This window comes from Luteimonas wenzhouensis (genome assembly GCF_007859305.1).
Taxonomy (GTDB): Bacteria; Pseudomonadota; Gammaproteobacteria; order Xanthomonadales; family Xanthomonadaceae; genus Luteimonas; species Luteimonas wenzhouensis.
The window spans coordinates 87,232-110,801 of sequence record NZ_VOHE01000004.1 but is presented as its reverse complement, the minus strand read 5'-3'; the positions used below and the strand labels follow the sequence as shown (position 1 = coordinate 110,801).

At 71.5% G+C, this 23,570-nt stretch carries 16 protein-coding genes; 11 read left to right on the top strand and 5 right to left on the bottom strand.

Going from position 1 to position 23,570, the window contains the following annotated elements; genetic code table 11:
* The first annotated feature begins 9 nt into the window (after positions 1–9).
* From FQY79_RS09200 to FQY79_RS09190, 3 genes are read left to right on the top strand one after another with little or no spacing between them, the layout of a single operon-like run.
* On the top strand, positions 10–684 hold the full coding sequence (locus FQY79_RS09200) for a hypothetical protein (RefSeq protein WP_146312630.1): 675 nt from the start codon (positions 10–12) through the stop codon (positions 682–684).
* Positions 681–2,237: an XVIPCD domain-containing protein gene (locus FQY79_RS09195; protein ID WP_146312629.1), complete on the top strand. Its 1,557-nt coding sequence runs from the start codon at positions 681–683 to the stop codon at positions 2,235–2,237. Before FQY79_RS09200 ends, FQY79_RS09195 begins: the two co-directional genes overlap by 4 nt.
* A 25-nt stretch (positions 2,238–2,262) precedes the next feature.
* The gene (locus FQY79_RS09190) at positions 2,263–2,748 is read left to right on the top strand and encodes a hypothetical protein (RefSeq protein WP_146312628.1); all 486 of its coding nucleotides are present in this window, start codon (positions 2,263–2,265) and stop codon (positions 2,746–2,748) included.
* A 68-nt stretch (positions 2,749–2,816) separates the two neighbouring features.
* Here FQY79_RS09190 and ppc read toward each other — a convergent pair whose 3' ends face one another.
* Complete coding sequence (gene ppc, locus FQY79_RS09185; protein ID WP_146312627.1) at positions 2,817–5,534, bottom strand: phosphoenolpyruvate carboxylase; 2,718 nt, start codon at positions 5,532–5,534, stop codon at positions 2,817–2,819.
* Between the two features lie 286 nt (positions 5,535–5,820).
* A complete protein-coding gene (locus FQY79_RS09180) occupies positions 5,821–7,185 on the bottom strand; it encodes a glutamate--cysteine ligase (RefSeq protein WP_146312626.1) in 1,365 nt (454 codons plus the stop codon).
* A gap of 229 nt (positions 7,186–7,414) precedes the next feature.
* Here FQY79_RS09180 and FQY79_RS09175 point away from each other — a divergent pair, with 229 nt between their 5' ends.
* Positions 7,415–9,253, top strand: coding sequence for a glycoside hydrolase family 13 protein (locus tag FQY79_RS09175; protein WP_146312625.1), 1,839 nt, complete (start codon positions 7,415–7,417; stop codon positions 9,251–9,253).
* Between the two features lie 25 nt (positions 9,254–9,278).
* On the opposite strand, the gene FQY79_RS09170 is transcribed toward FQY79_RS09175, so the two are convergent.
* The gene (locus FQY79_RS09170) at positions 9,279–11,756 is read right to left on the bottom strand and encodes a cation-translocating P-type ATPase (RefSeq protein ID WP_146312624.1); all 2,478 of its coding nucleotides are present in this window, start codon (positions 11,754–11,756) and stop codon (positions 9,279–9,281) included.
* Positions 11,757–11,884: 128 nt separating this feature from the next.
* Positions 11,885–12,490: a ribosome biogenesis GTP-binding protein YihA/YsxC gene (gene yihA / locus FQY79_RS09165; protein WP_146312623.1), complete on the bottom strand. Its 606-nt coding sequence runs from the start codon at positions 12,488–12,490 to the stop codon at positions 11,885–11,887.
* A 147-nt stretch (positions 12,491–12,637) separates the two neighbouring features.
* On the opposite strand from yihA, the gene FQY79_RS09160 reads away from it, so the two are divergent.
* The 4 genes from FQY79_RS09160 to FQY79_RS09145 all read left to right on the top strand — a co-directional run bounded on the left by FQY79_RS09160 (position 12,638) and on the right by FQY79_RS09145 (position 15,893).
* The gene (locus FQY79_RS09160; RefSeq protein ID WP_146312622.1) at positions 12,638–13,519 is read left to right on the top strand and encodes a c-type cytochrome; all 882 of its coding nucleotides are present in this window, start codon (positions 12,638–12,640) and stop codon (positions 13,517–13,519) included.
* 32 nt (positions 13,520–13,551) lie between these two features.
* Positions 13,552–14,190: a thiol:disulfide interchange protein DsbA/DsbL gene (locus tag FQY79_RS09155; protein WP_246123066.1), complete on the top strand. Its 639-nt coding sequence runs from the start codon at positions 13,552–13,554 to the stop codon at positions 14,188–14,190.
* A gap of 67 nt (positions 14,191–14,257) precedes the next feature.
* Positions 14,258–15,124 (top strand): thiol:disulfide interchange protein DsbA/DsbL, encoded by an 867-nt coding sequence (locus FQY79_RS09150; RefSeq protein ID WP_146312621.1) that lies wholly within the window; start codon positions 14,258–14,260, stop codon positions 15,122–15,124.
* A gap of 31 nt (positions 15,125–15,155) precedes the next feature.
* Positions 15,156–15,893 (top strand): endonuclease/exonuclease/phosphatase family protein, encoded by a 738-nt coding sequence (locus tag FQY79_RS09145; protein ID WP_146312805.1) that lies wholly within the window; start codon positions 15,156–15,158, stop codon positions 15,891–15,893.
* A gap of 46 nt (positions 15,894–15,939) precedes the next feature.
* On the opposite strand, the gene FQY79_RS09140 is transcribed toward FQY79_RS09145, so the two are convergent.
* The gene (locus tag FQY79_RS09140) at positions 15,940–18,852 is read right to left on the bottom strand and encodes a TonB-dependent receptor plug domain-containing protein (protein ID WP_246123065.1); all 2,913 of its coding nucleotides are present in this window, start codon (positions 18,850–18,852) and stop codon (positions 15,940–15,942) included.
* A gap of 216 nt (positions 18,853–19,068) precedes the next feature.
* Between FQY79_RS09140 and plsB the strand changes: the two genes are divergently transcribed.
* The 3 genes from plsB to FQY79_RS15375 all read left to right on the top strand — a co-directional run.
* Positions 19,069–21,708, top strand: coding sequence for a glycerol-3-phosphate 1-O-acyltransferase PlsB (plsB, locus tag FQY79_RS09135; RefSeq protein ID WP_146312620.1), 2,640 nt, complete (start codon positions 19,069–19,071; stop codon positions 21,706–21,708).
* A complete protein-coding gene (locus FQY79_RS09130) occupies positions 21,705–22,421 on the top strand; it encodes a response regulator transcription factor (RefSeq protein WP_146312619.1) in 717 nt (238 codons plus the stop codon). The genes plsB and FQY79_RS09130 overlap by 4 nt, the downstream gene beginning before the upstream one ends.
* A gap of 404 nt (positions 22,422–22,825) precedes the next feature.
* Positions 22,826–23,570 (top strand): BapA/Bap/LapF family prefix-like domain-containing protein (locus tag FQY79_RS15375; RefSeq protein WP_186759906.1); only part of this gene is annotated, 745 nt, incomplete at its 3' end.

Genomic DNA, 23,570 nt, shown 5'->3' with positions numbered 1-23,570 from the left:
AATCGGGGAATGGAATTGCGTGTATCGGCGCTGACGTTGACGGGGTGCCTGCTGCTGGCGGGCTGCAGCGGATTGCCCGTCGCTGCTGCCGGCACTGGCCCGGCGCCAGACAGAATGGGCTCGCCCCCGGCCGAGACAGCGGCGACCTCCGAGCCGGACTCTCGCTTGCCGCGCGGCCCAGTGCTGACGCCCGAGCAGGTCTGGGACAAGCTGCTGGCGATGATCGATGCGATCGAGCGGCGCGAGGATCTGAACCAGGAGAACATCGAGCGGGCGATCGGACTCAAGCTCCAGAAGCGGCCTGGGGAAATGTTCTCCGACCTGGTAATTGGAGATACCACGGCGGGTTGGAGCTATGCATTCGATCTGAAGAAGTACACGGAAGACGATGTACGAATGTCATTTCATCCTTACCGCCCCGACGCCGAGTTCGGGGTGGGCAACTCCCCCACCTGCACCTGGCGGACGGAGAAGCTGCGAGCAGCACTGCGTGAGAGAGGGTTTGACGAGGAGAGCAGGATCTTCACGGACAGGAGCTACTTCAACTGGCAATACACTCGCGGCCCCATGGTCGTGGATGTGCGTTATTACTTCGACCAACAACATCTCGACTACGCCAGCACTTGCGTCGATTCTGTTCTGGTGTCGTTCGTGATACCGGAGTTCTACAAGGAAGCGACATGAACGACAAGGACACTCCGTTTCACCGCTTCCAGAGGGCAGGCGGCAACGAGCAGCAACTTCTTCTGCTGGGGGCAGCATTACGCGAGTCGCCCCAGTTGAGTTCCATGTCGACGAGGGCGAGGGATGCGGGAGACTTTACCTGGCTTTCGTTGCTCGATTCGGGCACACGGTCGGGACAGTATTCCGGATACTACAGGGAGATCGGGCTTCACTCGGATGTACTGAAGGGGCCGATTAATCAAAAGAACCTTGACCTGCTGACAAACGTCTTCGCCCACGAACTCTCGCATGCGCTCGATCGCAGGGAGATGTCGGATTTCAGCAATGCGATCGAGCGCGATGCTTACGATCTGGCTGCGCGGCCTGGACCTCGCGACGCCACCAACCTGGTGCGCGAGTACATCGACAAGGGTCGTGTGCAGGAGTCGCGGGCGGAGATTGCCGGCGTCAATGCGGTGGCCGACCGGATGCGCAACGAAGGAAGTGAAACTGTCACCGAGTCCGCCCTGACAAAGCGGCTGCTCGACTCGGGCAGCAGCGAACTTGTCTACACCTCGGAGGACGGATTCCGCTTCAAACCCGGCATCAGGTTCGACCCGGTCAGCCAGAGCGTGCCGGCCACGCCGGAGAACATCGAGTCGGTGGCCCGGCACTTCTTCGATCGCGACCGGGGACACCACGGCTATCGCGAGTTCTACGCGGCTGCGGCGATCAGCGCGCTGGCGCGTGGCGAGGCGGCTTATCGCGAAGCGCATCCGATGTCGCGTCTGGGTCAGACCCGGATCGACCTGGCAGCACTCGGCGTGGATCCACAGGTGCTGCGCCAGCAGGAGTTCAACTTCGGCGAGCCTCCGGCCGGGCCGTTCCACTTCGTCGACAGCAGCCACGGTGGTGGCCGCCATGTCGACGTGGCGCATACCGGTCCCCGCCGTCCCGGCGACCCATTGCTCAGGCCGGGACCATCGGATCCGATGCATACCGATCGCCTCCCGGCACAAGAGGCACGCACCGCGGCTGTCCATCCGGCGGCAACCGCCACCGATCCGGACGTGGAGCGCTTCCTGCGCGCGCTGGAAGCCGGAGATGACGCGACCGCGCGCGGGTCAGCCAAGGCGTTCGCGAACTCCGCCGCCGGGCAGGCCGTGGCCAGGGAGGCGGAAGAACAGCTGCTCGCCGGATACCAGGCCCTGCCCGGCCGCGACCATCCCCTGTTCGTGCAGGCACTGACGCAGCTTGATCGGCTGGGGCCCGAGGCGGGCGGCTATCGCGACCGGGTACAGATGGAGGACATGGCCGGCGCCATCGCGGCGACCGCAGCAGGGCGGAAGATGCCGGGGATCGATTCGCTGTCGATGGAGAACGACCGGCTGGTGGCCCACTGGCGCAGCCCCAACGGCCTGCTGCAGGAGCGGACCGCGATCGACGCGGGACGGGCCCCGCTGCGCCCACTGGAGGACAGTCTGGGTTGGCTGGGCGAGGAGACACGGCAGCGCGAGGTCGAAGCAGTCACGCGTGCGCAGCAGCAGGCGCAGGGCGTGGTCATGGAGCGCTGAGGGACATCCACGGAACGGGGGCGACATGCAGGACACGGACGCGATGCTCAACCGGATGGTGCTGACGGCCGGCCGGCTCGATACGTTGCTGGATCAGCTGCAAAGGCAGGCCGCGGACAGCCAGTCGGCCATCCAGGCGACGCGGGAAGCGCAGGAGGCCCGGTTCCAGCAGACGCTCGCCCGGCTGTTCGAGCAGCAGCAGGCGCAGATGGCCGCGACCCTCCGGCCGCAGATCGCCTGGGCGTGGAAGATGCTCATCGCGACCACTGCCGGCATCGCCCTGCTGCTGGCCGCTGGCGCGGCGCTGCTCAGACACTCCTATCAGCGCGTGCAGGCCGCCGAGGCGCGGGCAACGGCGGCCGAGATCGACGCCGAAACGCGGGAAGCGCTGCGCAGTGTCCGCATCTCGTCATGTGGCGGGCGCCCTTGCATCCTGCTGGACCGGGACCAGCCCACGTGGAGCTCGGCGCAAGGCGAGTTCGTCCTGTTGGACGATCGCCCTGCGCCATGACCGAAGCCGATGGCGCGCGTTGATCGCCACATGGGCGGCGAAGCGCGGCGGTCGCGCCTTGCAGTTGCTCAGCCGGTATTCTGGATCCCGGCCGAGATGCCGTTGACCGTGGAGACCAGGGCGCGCAGCAGGTCCTCGTCCTCGCGCCCGCCTTCGCGCCAGCGCTGCAGCAGGTCGACCTGCAGCAGGCTCAGCGGGTCGACGTAGGGATTGCGCAGGCGGATCGACAGGCGCAGGCGGTAGTCGTCGGCGAGGATGGCGTCGCGCTGCTTGAGCAGCAGGATCGCGTCGCAGGTGCGCAGGAACTCCTCGGCGATGCGCGGGTGGAACTCGTCGTGCAGCGGGCCGGCGAGCCGCGAGTAGCGTTCGAAGATCGCCAGGTCCGACTTGGCCAGCAGCATTTCGACATCGTCGAGCATGGCGGCGAAGAACGGCCAGTCGGCCGCCATCTCCGTCATCGCCTCCTGGCCGTAGGCCTGCACCCCCACCTGCAGCGCGTGGCCGATACCGTACCAGCCGGTCAGTCCGGAGCGGTTCTGCGACCAGGCGAACACCCAGGGGATCGCCCGCAGGTTGCTGATGCCGCCTTCGCGGCGGCGCGACGGACGCGAACCGATCTGCATGCGCTCGATCACGTCCACCGGGGTCGCGGCGCGGAAGTAGGCCGGAAAGTCGGGGTGGTCGTGGACCAGCGCCCGGTAATGCGCGCGTGACTCCTCGGCCAGGTGCCGCGCGATCTCGCGCCAGCGCATCTCGCGCGGGTCGCGCGGCCGCGGCCGCAGGGTGGCGCGCAGCACCGCGCCGGTAGTCTGCTCGAGGTTGCGCAGCGCCAGCGCGCGGATGCCGTACTTGCGGTGGATCACCTCGCCCTGCTCGGTGACCCGCATCGAGCCGTTCACCGAGCCGCGCGGCGCGGCGATGATCGCGCGCTCGGTCTTGCCGCCGCCGCGGCTGACCGAGCCGCCGCGGCCGTGGAAGAACATGATCCGCACGCCGAACTCGTCGGCCAGCTCGGTGAGCGCGACCTGGGTGCACTGCAGCGCCCAGCGCGAGGCGAACAGGCCGCCGTCCTTGGCGCTGTCCGAGTAGCCCAGCATCACGGTCTGCTCGTTGCCGCGCGCGGCCAGGTGCTCGCGGTACACCGGGTCCTCGAACAGCGAGCGCATCACCCCGGCCGCGGCCTCGAGGTCGCCGACGGTCTCGAACAGCGGGGTGATGTCCAGCGGCACGGTACCGTCCTCGACGCAGCCGGCCACGCGCGCAAGCGCCAGCACCGCCAGCGCGTCGGCGGCGCTGCGGCTCATGCTGATGATGTACAGGCCGATCGCCTCGACGCCGTGCTGGCGGCGCATGTCGAGCACGGTGCGGAACACCGCCAGCGTGGAGCCGAGCACGCCAGCGGCATCGCCGGGGGCCGCGGGCGGGTCGGCGAGCAGCGCCTGCAGCCGCGCGGTGCGTTCGGCGGCGTCGCGGCCCGCCCAGTCGGGGTCGCCGAGCAGCTGGGCCAGGGCGGCGTCGTGCGCGGCCGAATCCTGGCGCAGGTCGAGCGCGGCCAGGTGGAAGCCGAAGGTGCGCGCGCGCCACAGCACGCGCTGCAGCGCGAAGCGGCCGGCGTGTTCGCCGCGGTGGTTGGCCAGGCTGGCGTCGATCAGCTCCAGGTCGGCGATGAACTCTCGCGCCGAGGCATAGCCCTTGCCATCGCCCTCGGCGGCGAGCGCCAGGCGCGCCTTCATCATGTCCAGCAGGCGCCGGTACGGCATGTCGGCCAGCCGCGGGCGCAGCCGGGCCGCGGCCTCGGGCAGCTGTTCGATGTAGGCGTCGGTGCGGGCCACCACCGCCTCGTCCACGCCCACCCGGCCCAGCGACTGGGTGAGCATGTTGCCGAGCGCACGCAGGTCGGCGCGGTACTGGGCGATGGCCTGGGCGCGCTGGGCGTCGAGCGCCGCGCGGATGGTCTCGGCGTTGACGTTGGGGTTGCCGTCCATGTCGCCGCCGACCCAGCTGCCGAAGCGCAGCACCTGCGGCAGCGTGATCCGGCGCCCGTACACCGCCTCGATCGCGTCGGCGAACGCCTCGTAGTACACCGGCACCACCCGGTAGAGCACGCTGGCGAGGTAGTAGCTGACGTGCTCGACCTCGTCGGCGACCGTGGGCCGGTGCTCGGGGGTGTCGCTGGTCTGCCAGCCGGCGGTGAGCGAGAGCCGGATGCGCTCGAGCCCCACCCGGCGCTCGACCGGCGTGCGCGTGCGGTCGATGTCCTCGACCAGGCGTTCGACGATCTCGCGCTCCTTCTCCAGCATCACCCGGCGCACCGCCTCGGTCGGATGCGCGGTGAACACCGGCTCGACCCACAGTCGCGGCAACGTGGCCTCCAGCTCCTCGAAGGTCACTCCGTCCGCGCGCAGGTCGCGCAGCACCGCCTCGAAACCGCCGGGCTGCGGCAGGTCGCTGATGCGTTCGTAGTCGCGCCGGCGGCGGATGCGATGCACCCGCTCGGCCACGTTGATGGCGCTGAAATAGGTGGAGAAGGCGCGCACCACGAGCTCGGCGTCGTCCACCGGAACGCGCGCCATCTCCTCGGCCAGCGCATCGACCGGAAGGCCCTGCTCGCGCCGCGCGATCGCCGCGCGGCGGATCGCCTCGACCTCCTCCAGCAGCGCGGGCGATCCCTGTTCGGCGAGCACTTCGCCCACCAGCGCGCCGAGGCGGCGGACATCGTCGCGCAGCAGCGCATCGGTCTGGGCGAAGTCGAGTTGCTCGCGGAGCGGGCCGTCGGGGATGTTCATCCGGAAAACGTTAGCGCGTTTGCTGACGCAGCGCAGCATTCGTTGCCGGCGCAACCTTGCGGGCGCAGCCGCGATGCCCGGCCCCGCCGGCCGGCAAGGGCCACCACGGGCCGGCCGTGCCGCCCTGGATCGTCCTGGCCACCGTCGCCGGACGGCCAAGGGTCCGCGACCCGGCGCTGCCGGTCCGGTACGGGCTGACGGACGCCATAGGCACCCGCGCGGTCACCGTGCCCCCCGCGCCCGCCGCCCGTCGACCGCACACTCCGGCCGTCCGGGCCCCCGCGTCTCAATAGGCGAACTCGCGGAACACCCGGTCGACGTCGCCCTGCCAGGGCCCGTGGTAGAGCGCGAGCTTGCGCTCGGCCGGGGTTTCACCGGCGTCCACCACTTCCAGCAGCGGCGCCAGGAATTCGCGCTCGTCGTCGCCGGATTCGTTGCGGCAGCCGCGCCGGGCCAGTCCCGCAGCCGCGATCTCCAGCGCCCGGCGCGCCAGCTCGCGCACGGTGGTGCCGCGGAACGGCAGGCCCAGCGCGTGCTTCGGCACGCCGTCGCGCAGCGCGTGCCGCTCGGCGCGAGTGAAGTCCTTGACCAGGTCCCAGGCCGCGTCGAGCGCGGCATCGTCGTAGAGCAGGCCGACCCAGAACGCCGGCAGCGCGCACAGCCGGTTCCAGGGACCGCCATCGGCGCCGCGCATCTCCAGGTACTTCTTCAGCCGCACCTCGGGGAACGCCGTGGTCATGTGGTCGTTCCAGTCGCGCAGGGTCGGCAGCTCGCCGGGCAGCACGTCGAGCCGGCCGACGAGGAAGTCGCGGAACGACTTGCCGGCCACGTCGATGTAGCGGCCGTCGCGGTAGACGAAATACATCGGCACGTCGAGCAGGTACTCGACGTAGCGCTCGTAGCCGAAGCCGTCCTCGAACACGAAGTCGAGCATGCCGGTGCGGTCGGGATCGGTGTCGGTCCAGATGTGCGAGCGGTAGCTGAGGAAACCGTTGGGCCGGCCTTCGGTGAACGGCGAGTCGGCGAACAGCGCGGTCGCCACCGGCTGCAACGCCAGCGCGACGCGGAACTTCTTCACCATGTCGGCTTCGGAGGCGTAGTCCAGGTTGACCTGCACGGTGCAGGTGCGGGTCATCATGTCCAGGCCGAGGCCGCCCACCTTCGGCATGTATTCGCGCATGATCCGGTAGCGGCCCTTGGGCATCCACGGCATGTCCTCGCGCCGCCACTTGGGCTGGAAGCCCATGCCGAGGAAGCCCAGGCCCAGTTCGTCGGCCACCGCGCGCACCTCGCGCAGGTGGCTGCCCACCTCGCGGCAGGTCTGGTGGATGTGCTCGAGCGGCGCGCCGGAAAGTTCGAGCTGCCCGGCCGGCTCCAGCGTCACCGAGGCGCCGTCCTTGTACAGGGCGATCGTCCGGCCGCCCTCCTCCACCGCGTCCCAGCCGAAGCGGGTGAGCCCCTTGAGCAGCGCCTCGATGCCGCGCTCGCCGTCGAACCCGGGGGGCCGCAGGTCGTCGGTGCGGAAGCCGAACTTCTCGTGCTCGGTGCCGATGCGCCAGTCCCCGCGCGGCTTTTCGCCGTCGGCCAGCACCGCGGCCAACTGGTCGCGACGGATGATCGGGGTATCGCCTGCGTGGCTGGGGCTGGACATGCAAATCGCTCGGTTGGACACGTGCCGCGGCACGCGGGCGGTCGCAGCGCATTATGGGGCGAGGCGGGCCGGCGCGGCATTCCGGCGCTGGAACGCAGGCGTGCCACCGGCGCGCGCGGCCTCGGCGCGCGCCGGTGGGTGGATGCATACGAATTCATCGCGCCTCGCATTCCCCTGCGGCGATCCGGTCGCTAGCCTCGGGCCCGGTTCCAACCTGGAGACACGCACCATGAGGCCGATCGCCCTGCTCGCCTGCCTGCTGCTGGCCTGGCTCGCCCCGCTGCACGCCGCCACGCTCGCGCGGGTGGAGCCGGCCAACTGGTGGGTGGGCATGCGCCACAGTGAAGTGGAGCTGATGCTGCACGGCCGCGACATCGCGGCCCTGCAGGCACGCACCACCCATCCCGGGGTGCGGGTGCTGGGCACCGCCGCGCTGGACAGTCCGAACTACCTGTTCGTCACCGTGGCCATCGACGAGGACGCCGCGCCTGGCGAACTGGCGATCGAGCTGCTCGACGGGGACGCGGTGGTCGCCCGGCATCCCTGGCGCATCGACGCGCGCGAGCCCGCGCCACCGCGCGGGTTCAAGACCCGCGACGCAATCTACCTGATCACCCCCGACCGCTTCGCCAACGGCGATCCGTCCAACGACACCGTCGCCGGCATGCGCGAGGGCGCCAACCGCGCCGATCCGGATGGCCGCCACGGCGGCGACCTGGCCGGCATCCGCGCACACCTGGACTACATCGCCAGCCTCGGCTTCACCCGCATCTGGCCCACGCCGGTGCTGGAGAACGACCAGGCCTCCACCTCCTACCACGGCTACGCGATCACCGACCTGTACAGGGTCGACCCGCGCATGGGCAGCAACGAGGACTTCCGCGCGCTGGCGCGCGAGGCCCGCGAACACGGCATCGGCATCATCATGGACGTGGTGCTCAACCACATCGGCTCGGAGCACTGGTGGATGCGCGACCTGCCCAGCCGCGACTGGATCAACCACGGCGGCCGCTTCGTCCCCACCAACCACCGCCGCACCACGATCCAGGACCCCTACGCCGCGCCCGGCGACCGCGCCGGCTTCACCGACGGCTGGTTCGTCGAGGCCATGCCCGACCTCAACCAGCGCAATCCGCACCTGGCACGTTACCTGGTCCAGAACACCCTGTGGTGGATCGAGTACGCCGGCCTGGCCGGCATCCGCGAGGACACCTTCGGCTACGCCGACGCGGACTTCCTGTCGCGGTGGGCGAAAGCGGTGATGGACGAATACCCCGACTTCGACATGGTCGGCGAGGAGTGGAGCCCGAACCCGGCGATCGTCGCCCACTGGCAGCGCGGCAAGGCCAACGCCAGCGGCCACGTGCCGCACATGACCAGCATGATGGACTTCCCCACCCACATCGCCCTGCGCGATGCGCTGCTGCGGCCGGACACCTGGGAAAGCGGCTGGATGCCACTGTACGAGGCGCTGGCCAACGACTTCCTGTATCCGGACCCTGGCGCGCTGGTGGTGTTTGCCGAAAACCACGACACCACCCGGCTGCTGGCCCACGTCGACGGCGACCTCGGGCTGTGGAAACTCGGCCTGGCCTGGGTCGCGACCATCCGCGGTGTGCCGCAGTTCTACTACGGTTCGGAGGTGCTGCTGCGCGGCCCGGCCGAACGCCACGACGGCCAGCTGCGCGCGGACATGCCCGGCGGCTGGGCCGGCGACGCGGCCAACGCCTTCACCGGCGAGGGCCTGGACGCACGGCAGCGCGAGGCCCGGGAGTTCGTGCGCCGGCTGTTCAACTGGCGCAAGGGCGCGACCGCGGTGCACGCGGGCAGCCTCGTGCACTACGCCCCGGAAGACGGGGTGTACGTGTACTTCCGCGAACACGAAGGCCGCAAGGTGATGGTCGCGCTCAACCGCAACCCGGCGGATGCGCCGCTCGCGCTCGGACGCTTTGCCGGGTCGATCGGCGACGCGCGCACCGGCACCGACGTGCTGACCGGCCGGCGGATGCCGCTGGGCGAGGTGCTGCGCCTGCCGGCCCGCGCGCCGCTGATCCTGGAACTCGACTGAGCCCGGGCCGCGGGCGTGCCGCCGCTCAGCCGGCGCCGGCCAGCGCGCGGGCGCGCCGCCGCGGCCGTCCGCTCCAGCGGGTGGACAGCTGCGCCAGGCTGCCCGTCCCGAGGCCGGCCACCGCGGCCAGCGCCCACTCGCCCGGGCCCAGCGGCCGCAGGTGCACCCAGTCGGCCAGCGCCGGCACCTGGACCAGCAGCACCAGCGAAGCCGCCGAAGCCAGCGCCACCGCGCGCGCCGTGGGCGAGGACAGCCGCGACAGCACCGCGGTGGCCGCCACGCTGGCCAGCACCAGGGTGGCCATGGCCAGGGTGCGGGCGAGCGTCGGATCGCCCGCGGCCAGTCCGGCGCGATAGGCGAGCAGGACCGCCGCGGTCACGGCCAGCCCGGTGAGCACGATCGCGGCCCAGGCCCGGCGCCCGAAGAAGGCGGCGCGCCGGCCCCGGTCGGCCGGGGCCATGCGCCCGGGCGGCGGCGGATCCTGGAACGCCAGCAGCGCGGTGGGATGGATCAGCAGCTCCAGCCAGACGATGTGGATCGGCAGGTACAGCAGCGGCTGGCCCGCCAGCGGCACCAGCGCCGCGGTCAGCACCAGCGGCAGGTGCACCACCAGCAGGTAGGCGAAACTCGACTGCAGGTTGCGGAACAGCTGCCGGCCTTCGGCGATCGCACCCACGATGGTGCGGAAGTTGTCGTCGAGCAGCACGATCGAGGCCAGCTCGCGGCTGCTCTGCGAGCCCGAGCCACCCATCGCGATGCCGATGTCGGCCGCCTGCAGGGCCGGCGCATCGTTCACGCCGTCGCCGGTCACCGCCACGATCTCGCCCTGGCGCTGCAGCCGCTGCACCAGCTCGAGCTTCTGCGCCGGCACCGCGCGCGCCACCACGTCGACTTCGGCCAGGGCCGCCTCGTCCTGCCCCAGTTCGTCCATCGTCGCGACCCGCGGCTCGCCTCCGCCCAGCCCCGCCTCGCGGGCGATGGCGCGCGCGGTGCCGGGATGGTCGCCAGTGACCATGATCACGCGGATGCCGGCCTCGTCGCAGGCGCGCACCGCCTCGCGCACGCCCGCGCGCAGCGGATCGGCGAACACCAGCAGGCCGGCGAAGGCGAACCCCGCATCCGGCTCGGCGGCGTCGGGGTCGACGGCCTGCAGCGTGCGCGAGGCGAAGGCGATGACCTTGTGCCCCGCGTCGGCATGCCCGGCCACGCGGTCGCGCCAGGCGTCGGCCTCTTCCGGGGCCAGGGTGCACAGGGCGAGCACGGTTTCCGGCGCGCCCTTGGTGACCGCCCGCACCGCGCCGCCGGCCGCCGGCCAGAGCGCGGTTTCGCGCCGGCGCGCCTCGGTGAACGGGAACACCCGCAGCGGCCCGGGCGCCCCCTCGGCGGCAGGCGCGACGAGCGCCAGGATCGCCTCGTCGAGCGGATCGCCGCTGTCGCCGCGGCAGGCCAGGGCCGCGAGCCCCAGCAGCGCATCGGCATCCAGCCCTGCAGCCGGCAGCCGGTGGACCAGCGCCAGCCGGCCTTCGGTCATGGTCCCGGTCTTGTCCGAGCAGATGCAGCTGACCCGGCCGATGTTCTCCACCGCCACCGCGCGCCGCACCAGCGCCTGGCGCCGCGCCAGCCGGTACACGCCCGCGCCCAGGAAGAAGGTGAACACCACCGGGAATTCCTCCGGCAACGCCGCGACCGCCAGGGTCACGGCGCTGAGCAGGGCATCGACCAGGCCGTGGCCCTGGAGCAGCCGGATCGCCGCCAGCAGCACGCAGATCGCCAGCGCGGCCACCAGCAGCACGCCGACCAGGCGCGCGATCGCCTGCTGCAGCGGCGTGCGCGCATGCGAGCCCTGCACCGCCAGGCGCACGATATCGCCGTACAGCGTCTCGGCCCCGGTGTAGGCGACGCGCATCCGGGCGGTCCCGGTGAGCAGGCGCGTACCGGCGGCCATCCAGTGCCCCGGCGCGGCGGCCGTCGCGCCGGCCGGCAGCGGCTGCTTGGAGACCGGCAGCGACTCCCCGCTGAGCATCGACTCGTCCACCTGCAGGCCCTCGCCCGCGTGCACCAGGGCGTCGGCGGGCACCGCCTCGCCGGGGCCCACCTCGACCAGGTCGCCGGGCACCAGTTCACCGGACGGGAGCGTGGTCCAGGCACCATCGCGCAGCACCCGGGCGGTGCCGGCCAGACGGCTGGCCAGGCCCTGGGTGGAGGCCTGGGTCCGGCGGTGCAGGTAGGCGTCCATGCCGACCAGCGGAATCAAAGCGGCCAGCAGGATGGTCGCCTCCACGCGGTCGCCCAGCCAGGCGAACAGCGCCGCGGTGCCCAGCAGGAACCACAGCATCGGGTCGCGCAGGGTCTCGCGCGCCAGCATCCACCAGGTCGGCGGCGGCGCCTCGACGATGTCGTTGCGGCCGTAGTGCGCGCGGCGCAGCGCGGCCTCGGCCTGCGACAGGCCGGCATCGGTGCCCAGCAGACCCTGCAAACGCTGCGACGGGATGTTTGCGTGCATGTCTCTCCCCGACGGCCGGCCGCCGGCCCCTCCGTGCCCCCGGCAGGACGGGCCGGGTCCAGTGCACCACCTGTCGCGACCGATTGGAACCGCGCAGGCCGGCGCCGCGCCGCGCGGCCGGGGCCGGCCTAGAGTTCCAGCCAGCCGGCGACGACCGCCCTGAGCTCGTCCACGCCCATCTTGTTCTCGGCCGAGAAGGCCTGCACGCCGACGCTGTCGCCGTACGCGCCCGCGAGCTGGCGGCGCACCGCCTGCACCGCGTTGCCGGCGGCGCCGCGCGAGAGCTTGTCGGCCTTGGTCAGCAGCGCATGCGCGGGCAGGCCGCGGCGGACGGCATAGCCGAGCATCTGCTGGTCGTAGTCCTTGAGCGGATGGCGGATGTCCATCACCACCACCAGTCCGCGCAGCGCGGCCCGGTCCCGGAACCAGCCGTCGATGAAGGCCTGCCAGTGCTCGCGCAGGGCCATCGGCACCCTGGCGTAGCCGTAGCCCGGCAGGTCGACCAGGTACTTGCCCTCGTGCGGCGGCAGGGCGAAATACACCAGCTGCTGGGTCCGGCCCGGGGTCCTGGACACCCGCGCCAGCGCGTTCTGCTGGCACAGGGCGTTGAGGGCACTGGACTTGCCGGCGTTGGATCGGCCGGCGAAGGCGACCTCGGCGCCGCCGTCGGGCGGCAGCTGCCGGGGGGTATGGGCGGCCAGCAGGTAGCTGGCGCGCACGAACGGGTTCGACATCCGGAAAGGTCCAGGGAACGGGCGGCTTGGCCGCCTAGCTTCTCACGGCGCAGGGGCCGGTTTGACCGTCCCGGTGGGCCACCGCGATAATCCCGGTCTTGCGACCGCGCCCCGGCGGCCGCGTTACCGTTTTCCCGGAGCCAAGCAATGCGCCACGCCCGCGCCATCGGTTTCGCCGGTTTCGTTGCCCTCGTGGCCGGCGCCGTCGCGTTCGCCCAGTCCACCGTCGAGCCGCTGCCGGAGAACCCGCCGGTCGAGGTCGCGCCGCTGGACAGCGGCGCGCTGGCCGCCCTGGCCACCACCCAGGCCGGCGACCCCGAGCGCGGCGCCAGCCTGGCCGCGCCCTGCGCGGCCTGCCACGGCCTCGACGGCAACCCGCCCGACGGCCTGCCCTACCCGCGCATCGCCGGGCAGAGCGAGCGCTATGTCGCCCAGCAGCTGGCCCTGTTCAAGAGCGGCGAGCGCAACAGCGGCATGGCCGCGGCAATGATCCCGTTCGCGACCCCGCTGTCGCCGCAGGACATGCGCGACCTGGGCGCGTTCTTCGCCACCAAGGCCGCCGGCGCCGGGCTGGCCGACGACTCCCCGGTCGCGGGCGGCCCCTACGACGGGATGAAGTTCTACGAGATCGGCGAGAAGCTCTACCGCGCCGGCGACGCCAGCCGCGGCGTGCCCGCGTGCCTGGCCTGCCACGGTCCGGCCGGCGCCGGCAACCCGGGCCCCGCCTACCCGGCCGTCGCCGGGCAGGAAGCGGCCTACGTCGAACGCCGCCTGCAGGAATACCGCCAGGGCACCACCAGCCTGCAGGACCGCCGCCTGTTCGACATCATGGCCCAGATCGCCGCGCCGCTGAGCGACCAGGAGATCCAGGCCCTGGCCAGCTACCTGCAGGGCCTGCACGAGCGCCCCGACGCCGCCACGCTGGCGGCGATGGAAGCGGCCGCGACGGCCGCCCCGGCGCCCGCCGCCGCCCCCGCACCGGCCGAGCCGGCCGAACCGGCCGCCGAGGCCGACGCCCAGGGCAGCTGACCCGGCCGGCCGCCGCCGGCCCCTGCGCGCCCGTGCTGACCCGCCTGTCCCTGCTGCTGTGCCTGCTGGCGCTGGCGCCCGTCGCGCCGGCGGCCGCGCAGGCGCCGGTGGAGGGCGTGGACTATGTCCGCATCCCCGGCGGCGAGCGCTGGCGCCCGGAGCCGGGCACGATCGAGGTGGTCGAGGTCTTCGCCTACCCCTGCGGCCACTGCGACCGGTTCCGGCCGATGCTCGCCCAATGGACGCGGCGCGCCGGCGCGGACGTCCGGGTGTACCACGTCCCCGCGGCCTACCAGCCCGACAACGCCTACGCCCGCGGCTACTTCGCGCTCGAGGCCCTGAGCCGGGCGGCCGAGCTGCACCCGCGGGTGTTCGACGCGATCCACCGCGAGGCCACGCTGCCGGCGCACAACGCCTCGCGCGCGGAAATCGTGGCGTTCCTCGCCGGCGAGGGCCTGGATCCGGCGGCCGTCGCCGCGGCCATGGACGCCCCGGCGACTGACGAAAAGATGAACGCCGCGTACGCGTTCGCCGTGCGCAGCGGGATCCAGGGCACACCGACCCTCATTATCAACGGCAGGTACCGCGTACAGGCACGCACGCTCGACGACAGCCTGCGCATCGCCGACGGCCTGGTCGCGATGGAACGCGAACGCGCCGCTGCCCGCTGACCGCCGCGCCAGGCCCGGGCCGCGCCGCGGTACGCTTGACCGCCTACGTGCCAGGAAGCCATTGCAGATGAACCTCCGCTCCGTTCCACGACGTGTCCTCTCCACCGCCGCCCTGGTGTTGCTGCTGGCCGCCTGCCAGCCGTCCACGCCGGACGCGGCCGCCCCCGCACCGGCCGCCGACGCGGCCGCCGGCCAGGCTGCCGACCCGGCCCCGCACGAGGCGATCGCCGGCGAACCGGCGCTGGATCCCGCCGCGTCCGCGGAAGCAGCCGCAGCCGCCGGGGAGCCGGGGGCGGAAGCGGACGCCGGCGCCGGCGCGTCCGCGGCACCGGCGCCCGCCGACGCGGGCACGCCCGCCGTCACCTTCGCCGCGCAGGGCGAGCACTACGACCTGATCCAGGGCGGGCAGCCGTTCGAGCCGCTCGACGGCAAGATCGAGGTGGTCGAGGTGTTCAACTACGTCTGCCCGGCCTGCGCCATGTTCCAGCCGCTGGTCAACAGCTGGAAGGCGCGCCAGCCGGCCGACGTGCGCTTCACCTACGTGCCGGCCGCCTTCGGCGGCAACTGGGACCCGTACGTGCGCGCCTACTACGCCGCCGAGGCGATGGGCATCGCCGACAAGGCCCACGACGGCATCTTCCACGCCATCCACGTCGAGCGCAGCCTGCGCGGCGAGCGCGGCCAGGATTCGCCCGAGGACATCGCCCGCGTGTACGCGAAGTTCGGCGCCGACCCGGCCCAGTTCGTGAGCACGATGGCCAGCTTCACGGTCAACGCCAAGTTCGGCCGCGCCAGGCAGTACATCGCCCAGCAGCGCGCCAACTCCACCCCCACGATCATCGTCAACGGCCGGTACCGCATCAAGGGCCGCAGCTTCGAAGAGGTGATCCAGAACACCGACCGGGTGATCGCGCAGGTGCGCGCCGGCGGCTGACGCAGCGGGTATGTCGACGCAACGGTTGCGGCTGCTCAGCGCCAACATCCAGGCAGGATCGAGCACCCGGCGCTACAGCGACTACGCCACCCGCAGCTGGTCGCACGTGCTGCCGGTGGGCAAGCGGGTGTCGCTGGACGCGATCGCCGAGCTGGTCGGGCAGCACGACATCGTCGGCCTCCAGGAAGCCGATCCGGGCAGCTGGCGCTCGGGCTTCACCAACCAGACCCACTACCTGGCCGAGCGCGCCGGCTTCGACTACTGGACCCACCAGCCCAACCGGCGCGTGGGCAACGTGGCCTCCAGCGCCAATGGCCTGCTCAGCCGGCTCGAGCCGGTGGAGGTGAGCGACCATCCGCTGCCCGGGCGGCTCTCGGGCCGCGGCGTGCTGCTGGGGCACTTCGGCGCCGGGCGCGAGGGGCTCACGGTGGCGGTGGCGCACCTGTCGCTGGGCGCGCAATCGCGGCGGATGCAGCTCGACTTCATCGCCGAGCTGCTGCAGGACTTCCCCAACGCGGTGCTGATGGGCGACTTCAACTGTGTGGCCGACTGCCCCGAGATGGGCAACCTGTTCCGCAAGACCCGCCTGCAGCCGCCCGAGTGCGCGGTGCATACCTTCCCCTCCTGGAAGCCGCAGCGCGCGATCGACCACATCCTGGTCTCCGACAACCTGCGCTGCGAAGGCCTGCGCGCGGTCCCGGCCGCCTACTCCGACCACCTGGCGCTGTCGCTCAACCTGGACGTGCCCGAAGCCGCGCTGCAGCGCTGACCACGCCCCGCTCCCGCGCACGGGACGGGGCGTGGCGGCACGCCCGCTAGAAGCCGAAGCCCACCCGCGCGTACCAGAACCTGCCCGGCAGGTCGTAGGTCGAGGCGTCGTAGCCGTTGAGCGAGCAGCTCAGGCAGATCGGCGGATCCTTGGCGAACACGTTGTTGACGCCGAGGGTGAGGCGGAAGTCCTTCATCCACGCATCCGTGCCCCAGGACAGCTGCGCGTCATGGTAGGTGGTGGCACCGAGGTCGTTGCGGTCGTTGGCGCTGTCGTCGCAGATGTCGAAGCCGTTGGCGCCGGCGCAGGACTCGCGCAGGCGGTCGATGTAGCGCGCGGTCCAGCCCGCCTGCCAGCCGCCGGGTCCGCGCCAGACCGCGGCCAGGGTCGAGGTGCGCACCGGGATGGCGCTGTTGTTGATTTCCACGCCAGGCGCGCGCGGCTCGGCCTGGCCGGCCTCGTTGACCAGCTCGTACTTCGTCACCCAGGTGGTCTTCCAGGCGAAGGCCAGCTGGCCCCAGCCCTGCTCGGGCAGGCGCCAGTCGGCGCTGAAGTCCCAGCCGTCGGTGCGGATGGTGCCGACGTTGCCGAGGATGTTGTCGAAGCGCACGATCTGGCCGCGCTCGTTGCGCTCGTAGAAGCCGCACGAGAGCGGATCGCGGGCTTCGATGCAGCGCTCGAGGATGGTCTGCGCGTCCAGCGCCTGGATCGCGCCGTCGATGGTGTGGCGGTAGAAGGTCAGGCCCAGGTCGAGCGCGTCCGACCAGGCCGCATCGTCGGCGAAGGACGGGCTCCAGACCGCGCCGAGCATCAGGCTGCGGCTGGTCTCGGGCTGCAGTTCGACGTTGCCCGAGGTGACCACCGAGATCTGCGGGTTGGACTGCTCGTAGCCCGGCGGCACCCCGTCGGCGACGCACTGTGGGGTGGTCGAGGCTTCGTTGTTGCAGGGATCGACCAGGGTCGCGTCGAACCGGCTCAGGGTGCCGTACAGCTCGCCGATGGAGGGCGCGCGGAAGCCCTCCGCGAACGAGCCGCGCAGCAGGAACTCGTCGGCCACCTGCCATCGCAGGCCGATCTTGCCTGTATTGGTGCTGCCGAAGTTGGAGTAGTCCGACCAGCGCCCGGCCAGGCTCAGGTCGAGGCTCTTGCCGAACCGGCCCTCGCGCGCCAGCGGCACCAGCAGCTCGGCATAGGCCTCGCGCACGTCGTACCGGCCGCGGGTGGCGCCGGAGGGCACGCCGTTGTACTCGCCGGCCACGGTGATCGGGTCGGGCTGGTACTCGCCCTCGTACTCGCGGTACTCGACCCCGGCCGCGAACGCGACCGTGCCGGCCCAATTGTCGAACAGGTCGCCGGTCAGGTTGGCCGAGGCCACGCTCAGCTCGTTGCTGCTGCGGTCGCGCACGACCGGCTGGATGAAGGCGAGCATCTCCGGGGTGATCGTGCCGACGCCGCCGAACAGGTTGAGCGGCACGCAGCCGCTGATCGCGGCGCAGGCCGCCGGGTCGCCCAGGGCCTCGTTGATGCGGCGCACGTTGTAGCTGCCGGTGTTGGTCTGCTCGGCCTTGCTCTCGCTGCGCACCAGGTTGAGATCCCAGCTCCACTGGCGGCCGCCGACATCGAACAGGCCGTTGAGCCCGAAGGCCGCGTACCAGGTCTCGACCTCCTGCACGTAGCGGCGCGGCCCGCCCTCCACCGGGCGCCGGCCGAGCAGGAACAGGTTGGCGTCGGGCCCGACCGTGGTCAGGTCGAAGCCGAACGGGTTGTAGGGATTGGCCGCGGAGATCACCAGCCGCGTCTCGGCCCATTCGTTGTACACGCCGGCGTCGGTGCCGAGGAAGATCGGCTCGGGCGCGGCCTGGTTGGCCGATTCGCGCTCGTTGTAGAGCACCCGCGCGTAGGCACCGAAGGTCGGGGTGAAGTCGAATTGCACCTGGCCGAACACCGACTTGCGCTCGGACGGGGTCAGCAGCAGGTTGTAGGGGGCGAAGTTGAAGCGGTCGGCGGTGCCGAAGCAGTGGAAGTCGTCGGCGCGCGGCCCGGTGGGATTGCCGTCGGCGTCGCGGCACGGCGGCAGGCCGGGCAGGTAGCCGGGCGCGGATACGCCGGTGTCCGGGGTGATGTCGTAGACGGTGCCGGTACCGGGGTCCTGGAACACGAACCGCCCCTGCGGCGTGGCCGAACTGCCGTTGGCCAGGCCGGTGCCCGGCACCGGCACGCTGGCCGGGCCGTACCCGGTCGAGGCGATTTCCTCCTGCTTGAGGTAGGACGCGCCGACGAACCAGCGCGCACGTTCGCTGCTGCCGCCCCAGCCCAGGTCCACGCCCCAGGTCTCGCCGCCGGCGAGGCCGCCGTAATCGCCGTAGTGCAGCTGCACGCTGGCGCCGTCGACGTCCTTGCGGGTGATGATGTTGACCACGCCGGCGATCGCGTCCGAGCCGTAGATCGACGAGGCGCCGTCCTCCAGCACCTCGATGCGCTCGATGATCGCCAGCGGGATGGTGTTGAGGTCGACCGCCGAGCCCACGCCCGAGGCCGAGGACTCGTTGACCCAGCGGATGCCGTCGACCAGCACCAGCACGCGCTTGGCGCCGAGGTGGCGCAGGTCGACCGTGGCCGCGCCGGCGCCGACCCCGCCGCCGTCGGGCGGGAAGCCGAAGTTGCCGGAGGAATTGAACCTGGTGTTGAGCGCCGCGCCGCTGGCGGTGAGGGCCTGCACCACCTCGGCGACCGAGGTGAAGCCGCTGCGGTCGATGTCCTCGCGGCTGAGGATCTGCACCGGGACCTGGGTTTCCAGGTCGGCGCGCTTGATCCGCGAACCGGTGACCTGGACGGCGTCCAGGGTGCGGGTGGAAGGGGTGGACGCATCCTCTTGCTGCGCGGCCGCCGCGAGCGGGAGCAGGGCGAGGACGAGGCAACTGCGGACGGCCATGGCCAGTCGGGTGGGTCGGGGCGACATGGTTCCTCTCCAGGAGACAGGGAAGTCACTGCAATGCGCGCGCCCCCTTCGCCGCACCCCTGCTTGTAAACAAACCGTAAAGCCGCGCAAGTCCCGTCCGGTGGGATTGCGTGACGAAAATCACGGTTCATTGCTGGGTCCCGCGCAGCCGTTCAGCTGCTCTTGACATCGCTGACCGTACCCCTCGGCCGGGTCCGCCGGACCGGCTTGGGCATAATGGTCCGAATGCCCACGCAACCGAACCTGTTCGAGGCCGAGCCGCCCCAGGGCGGCGACTCCGACCCCGGTCCCGCCGGCCCGCGCGCGCCGGCGGGACCGCCCGCCCGCGCCACGCCCGCGCGCGGCAGCCGCCCGCTGTGGGCGCGGCTGCTGGGGCGGCTGCTGCGCCCCTGGATCAGCCTGAGGATCGAGCCGCAGGAACCGGCCTCGCTGGTCGACGGCCGCCCGGTCTGCTACGTGCTCGAGGACTACGGCCTGTCCAACGCCCTGATCCTCGACCGTGCCTGCCACGACGCCGGCATGCCCGCCCCGCTGCGGCCGCTGCCCGGCGATCCGCTCGGTCGCCGCCGCGCCTACGTGGCCCTGTCGCGGCGCACCGCGTCCTCGGCGCTGGCGCTGGCCACCGGCCAGGCCCCGCAGCGCCGGACCCATTCCGAATCGCTGGCGCGCCTGCTCGACGCCCACCGTGAGGATCCGGCGCTGGACGTGCAGCTGGTGCCGGTGTCGATCTTCGTCGGCCGCTCGCCGGACAAGGCCTCGGGCTGGTTCTCGGTGCTGTTTTCCGAGAACTGGGCGATCGTCGGCCGCTTCCGCCGGCTGCTCGCGATCCTGCTCAACGGCCGCGACACCCTGGTGCGCTTCTCCGCCCCGGTGAGCATCCGCGCGCTGCTGGCCGAGGACCTGCCGCCCGAGCGCAGCGTGCGCAAGCTCTCGCGCCTGCTGCGCACCCACTTCAACCGCCTGCGCGAGGCGGTGATCGGGCCGGACCTGTCCACCCGCCGGCTGCTGATCGACAAGGTGCTGGCCTCGCAGCCGGTCAAGGACGCGATCGCCGACCAGGCCCGCCGCGACGGCACCTCGGTCGAGGAGGCGTGGAAGAAGGCCCACGCGATGGCCTACGAGATCGCGGCCGACTACTCGCACCCGGTGGTGCGCTCGGCCTCGTTCCTGCTGACCTCGGTGTGGAACCGGATCTACCGCGGCGTGCTGGTCCACCACCTCGACCACCTCAAGGCCGTGGCCCCGGGCAACGAGGTGATCTACGTGCCCAGCCACCGCAGCCACATGGACTACCTGCTGCTGAGCTACCTGCTCTACACCAAGGGCATCGTGCCGCCGCACATCGTGGCCGGGATCAACCTCAACCTGCCGGTGGTCGGCTCGCTGCTGCGCAAGGGCGGCGCGTTCTTCATCCGCCGCTCGATCCGCGGCTCGGCGCTGTATTCGGCGGTGCTGGCCGAGTACGTGGCGCTGCTGATCGCCGGCGGCTACTCGATCGAGTACTTCATCGAGGGCGGGCGCTCGCGCACCGGGCGCCTGCTCCAGCCCAAGGGCGGCATGATCGCGATGACCGTGCGCGCCTACCTGCGCCAGCTCTCGCGCCCGGTGCTGTTCCAGCCGGTGTACATCGGCTACGAGAAGCTGATGGAGGGCAACAGCTACCTGGACGAACTCAGCGGCAAGCCCAAGGAGAAGGAATCGATCTGGGCCTTGCTGTGGGGCATTCCGAAGGTGCTGCGGCAGAACTACGGCCAGGTGGTGGTGAACTTCGGCGAGCCGATCGCGCTGGCCGACCTGCTGGCCGAGCATGCGACCGACTGGGACGGCAAGGCGCTCCCGGACGAGGACAAGCCCGAGTGGCTGTCGCGCACCGTGGACGCGGCCGCGCAGCGGATCCAGGTCAACATCAACCGCGCCGCGGACGTGAACCCGATCAACTTGCTGGCGCTGGCGCTGTTGTCCACGCCCAAGCACGCGATGGGCGAAGCCGACCTGCTGGCGCAGATCGCGCTGTCGAAGATGCTGCTGGCCGAGGTCCCCTACTCCGACCGGGTGACGGTGACCCCGCACTCGCCGGAGGAGATCGTGGCCCACGGCGAGGAGATCGGCGTGCTGCGCCGCATCCCGCACCCGTTGGGCGACGTGCTCAGCGTCGGCGACGACGACGCGGTGCTGCTGAGCTACTTCCGCAACAACGTGCTGCACCTGTTCACCGCCTCGGCCTGGATCGCCTGCTGCTTCCAGCACAACCGGCGGATGGCGCGCGACACCCTGCTGCGGCTCGGCCGCGCGGTGTACCCGTTCCTGCAGGGCGAACTGTTCCTGCCCTGGGACGAGGACGGCTTCGCCGGGCGCATCAGCCGCACCATCGAGGTGTTCGTGCGCGAGGGCCTGCTCGAGCAGGTGGGCGAGGACGACGGCGGGATCCTGGCCCGCAACGCCGGCCAGTCCGACGAGGTGTTCCGGCTGCGCGCGCTCGGCCATCCGCTGCAGCAGGCGTTCGAGCGCTACTACATCGCGATCTCGGTACTGGCCAAGAACGGGTCCGGCACGCTCGGCGCGGCCGAACTCGAGGGCCTGTGCCAGCTCGCGGCGCAGCGGCTGAGCCTGCTGTACGCGCCCGCGGCGCCGGAGTTCTTCGACAGGAGCCTGTTCCGCGGCTTCATCCAGAAGCTGCGCGAACTCGGGCTCGTCAAGCTCGACCAGAACGGCAAGCTGGTGTTCGACCAGCGCCTGGAGGGCTGGGCCAAGGACGCCAAGATCATCCTCGGCCGCGAGCTGCGGCACACGATCGAGAAGGTCAGCCCCGAAGCGGTGCGGCCCGACGAGACCGGGTCCGCGCCGCCGGCGCCATGACGGGTACGCCGGACGCGCCTGCGCCGAGCCTGCGCCTGGCCGTCGTCGAGGACGACGCGGAGTTGCGCGAGCGGATCCTGCTGCCGGCGCTGCAGGCGTCGGGCTTCGAGGCGAGGGGGTTCCGCAGCGCGCTCGAGCTGTATCGGCAATGGACCCGCGCACCCTTCGACCTGGTGTTGCTGGACGTAGGCCTGCCCGACGAGGACGGCGTGGAGATCGCCCGCCACCTGCGCGCGCTTGGCGGGCGGATGGGGATCGTGATCTATTCGGCGCACGGCCGCGGCGTCGACCGCCTGCGTGGATTGCGGGCAGGCGTCGACGCGTACCTGGTGAAGCCGCTGGCGATGGACGAACTCGTGCAGACCCTGCGGAACCTGGGGCGGCGGGTCGCCGGCGACGGTACGCGCGCGGGCGGCCGGTCCGGATGGTCCCTGGCCCAGGGCGGCTGGGGGCTGCACACCCCCGCCGGGACCACGATCAGCTGGCCCTGTGGCTTGTGCGATAGAGCCACAGCAGCGGCGGCATGGTGCCCAGCACCAGCAACGCCACATGGAGGATCCGGGCGTTGCGGCGGTCGACCGGATCGGCGATCGCCGGGGCTTCGAGCCAGGACATCCACGCCTTTCGTCGCATGCGGTCGCTCGCCAAGGGGGACGGCAAAGACAAGGGAAAGCCCAAGGGAAAGCCGCGACCGCACCCTCACCCGGCAGTGAGGTTCGGTGAGGCGGGCGTTATTGCCCACGTGCAGGCACTCGCCCCTAGTCCCGGCGCGCATCGCGACGGGCCATGCGCAATACGTGCGCCCGACGCCGGGTCACTCGCGCCACACGCCTGCCGGGGATGACGCCGACGCAAGCCAGGACGTTCCCTCGACCGCCGCCCCGGACACCCACTGTCCGGAGCGTAGGGACTGGTGCAAGCCTTGCGCAATTGTGTGATGGCCGTTACAAATATGCCCCCCCGATGGGTGCGGCCATTGCTGGAATGCGCCGTCGAGCGCCAGCGCGGATGGCTCGGCGAAAACCACAGAAATCACCTGCGACGCGAGCGCCCCCTGCCGCTCCGTCGGGGCCGGCTGTGCTCCGGCCCCTCCTGACCACCCACTTTGGAGATATCCGTGTCCACAGAGATCGTGCATAAGGCTGACGGCAACACCGTGTCCGCAGGGACCGGCGACATCGCCCTCGACCAGGCCGGCATCATCAGGCTCAAGCTGGGGCCGGAACAGGTGGCGCGCTTCGAGCGCGTCGGCGACGACCTGCAGCTGGTGCTCAAGGACGGCCGCACGATCACGATCCACAACTTCTTCGTCGTCGACGAGGACGGCGAGCGCCACGACCTGGTGCTGGAAGACGCCGAGGGCGTGGCCTGGTGGGGCCAGTACACCAGCCCGTGGAGCGAATTCCACTTCACCGAGATCCAGGAGGACTACGCGGCCGCCGCGTTGCTGCTACCCGAGGCGGGCGGCTTTCCGGCGTGGGCTGGCGTCATCCTGGGGGTTGCCGGCGGCGCGGGCCTGCTCAGCCGGGCGTCCGGGGACAGCGGTGGCGACAGCACGCCTCCTGCCCCGCCACCGCCGCCGAACCGTCCTCCGGCGGCGGACGATGCAGCCCACACCACGCCCGAAGACACACCGGTCACCGGCACCGTGACCGGCACCGACATCGACGGCGACACGCTGACCTACACCGTCACCACGCCGCCGGCGAACGGCAGCGTCACCATCGATCCCGAGACCGGCGCCTACACCTACACCCCGGATCCGGACTACAACGGCCCCGACCAGTTCACCGTCACCGTCGACGACGGCAACGGCGGCACCACCACCAGCGTGGTCACCATCGACGTGACCCCGGTGAACG